The 2,095-nt window shown below is 40.4% G+C and carries 3 protein-coding genes; all 3 read left to right on the top strand.

The features are described from left to right. Positions 1 to 85: 85 nt before the first annotated feature. Entirely contained in the window at positions 86 to 457 is a 372-nt protein-coding gene (gene tnpB / locus I2503_RS09270; protein ID WP_247644712.1) for an IS66 family insertion sequence element accessory protein TnpB, read from the top strand. A 67-nt stretch (positions 458 to 524) separates the two neighbouring features. Continuing rightward, the gene (locus I2503_RS09265; RefSeq protein WP_196967768.1) at positions 525 to 719 is read left to right on the top strand and encodes a transposase; all 195 of its coding nucleotides are present in this window, start codon (positions 525 to 527) and stop codon (positions 717 to 719) included. After that, positions 673 to 2,019, top strand: a complete 1,347-nt coding sequence (locus tag I2503_RS09260; RefSeq protein ID WP_196967767.1) for an IS66 family transposase — start codon at positions 673 to 675, stop codon at positions 2,017 to 2,019. Before I2503_RS09265 ends, I2503_RS09260 begins: the two co-directional genes overlap by 47 nt. Positions 2,020 to 2,095 lie beyond the last annotated feature (76 nt).

The raw sequence follows: 2,095 nt of genomic DNA, 5'->3' as shown, positions 1-2,095 counted from the left end.
CGTAAACGCCCAATAACAAGGTGTCTTCAACTGAACTAGAAATCTAGCTATACTAGTCTTATAAATCATCAGAATGGAGATTGATATGGTAGATTCTAGCTCGTTCACTATGATAAATCTATGCGATTTAGGTCAGGTTCATTTGATAACTGGTAAAACCGATATGAGGCAAGGAATTGACTCCTTAGCTTACTTAGTTAAACAAGAATTTGAATTAGATCCCTTCTCAGGTCAAGTCTTCCTTTTCTGTGGGAGAAGAAAAGATCGCTTCAAAGCTTTGTATTGGGATGGGCAGGGCTTCTGGTTGCTTTACAAGAGATTTGAGAATGGAAAACTCAACTGGCCATCGAATGAGCGAGAAGTAAGGGAACTTACTTCAGAACAAGTTGAGTGGTTCATGAAAGGATTTTCAATCACTCCTACCATAAAAACCATAAACAGTCGCGATTTCTATTGAAATCACGGCTGTTTTTTAGCTATAATTAGAGTATCAATAAAGGGAGAGTATCATCTTGGAAGAACTATTGGATATTATCAAAAAACAAGCAGCTACCAACCAAAGTCTAGTAGATGAAATCACCCTTTTACGTGAACAGGTGGCTTATTTAACTCAAAAACTATACGGTAAGTCATCAGAGAAGAATCCTGTTCAGCCAGGTCAAATGAGCCTTTTTGGAGAAGAAACACCTATCCAAGAAGATTCTGACTTACCCAGTTGAAGCAGAGACAATTACTTACAAACGGAAGAAGACAAAGGGACGTAAGCAAGCGATTCTTGACCAATTTAAAGCAGAAGAAGTTCATTATCGCTTAGAAGACTGCCTTTGTCCTGATTGTAATGGTGACTTGAAAGAAATTGGTAGTCATATCCAACGCCAAGAATTGATTTTTATACCTGCTCAGTTAAAACGAGTGAATCACATCCAGCACTCCTATAAATGTCAGGAATGCAGTAAAAACTCAGAGAGTGATAAAATCATCAAGGCACCAGTGCCCAAAGTACCTCTAGCCCACAGTCTAGGATCTGCTTCTATCATTGCCCATACGATTCACCAAAAATTCAATTTGAAGGTTCCAAACTATCGTCAGGAATCTGATTGGAACAAACTAGGTCTTCCAATTAGTCGCAAGGAAATAGCCAACTGGCATATCAAGTCTGCCCAGTATTACTTTAAACCTCTATACAGTCTACTTTCAGATATCTTGAAGGAACAACCTGTTCTCCATGCGGATGAAACCTCTTATAGGGTCTTGGAGAGCGATACCCATCTGACTTATTTCTGGACTTTTCTGTCTGGTAAAGATGAGAAACAAGGTATCATACTGTATCACCATAACCAAAGACGGAGCGGGCAAGTTGTCGAGGGTTTTCTTGGTGACTTCAAAGGCTACCTTCACTGTGATATGTGGTCTGCATATAGGACCTTAAGGGAAGCCAGTCTGGTCGGATGTTGGGCACATGTTCGAAGGAAGTTCTTTGAAGCAACTCCCAAGAATGCGGATTCCTCTTCACTGGCTAAGAAAGGTCTCAACTATTGCGATAAGATGTTCGCTTTAGAAAGACAGTGGGAGGGCCTAGACCCAGAGGTGAGACATCAAAAACGACAAGAAGAGCTCCGTCCTTTGATGGAAGAATTCTTTGATTGGTGTCGGGAGCAGTATGTACTGCCGGAGTCAAAGTTAGGTCGTGCACTCAAATACAGTTTGGATTATGAGTTTACATTCAAAACTGTACTGGAAGATGGACGTCTGGTTCTCTCCAATAATTTGGCTGAGAGGGCTATTAAATCTTTGGTTATGGGTCGCAAGAATTGGCTATTCTCCCAAAGCTTAGAGGGAGCAGAGTCTAGTGCTGTCATCATGACTCTGATTGAAACAGCCAAACTCCATCAAGTGGACAGCGAAAAATATATAACATATCTTCTAGAACATTTGCCGAACGAGGAGACTCTCGCAAAAAAAGAAGTTCTGGAGGCTTATTTACCATGGACTCCAAGAATCCAAGAAAATTGTAGATAAAGAAAACTCCAAGATCAAAAGCAACCTGCTTATGATCTTGGAGTTTTTCAATATACCTTGTTATTGGGCGCTTACA

The organism is Streptococcus sp. NLN64 (assembly GCF_015831295.1).
In the GTDB taxonomy this organism is placed as follows: Bacteria; Bacillota; Bacilli; order Lactobacillales; family Streptococcaceae; genus Streptococcus.
Note: the sequence above shows the minus strand (reverse complement) of the source record. Positions and strands in the feature narration are given on the sequence as shown.

Excerpts from the sequence above, each read along its gene's own strand:
- tnpB (WP_247644712.1), top strand. The coding sequence starts at position 86 with ATGGTAGATTCTAGCTCGTTCACTATGATAAATCTATGCGATTTAGGT.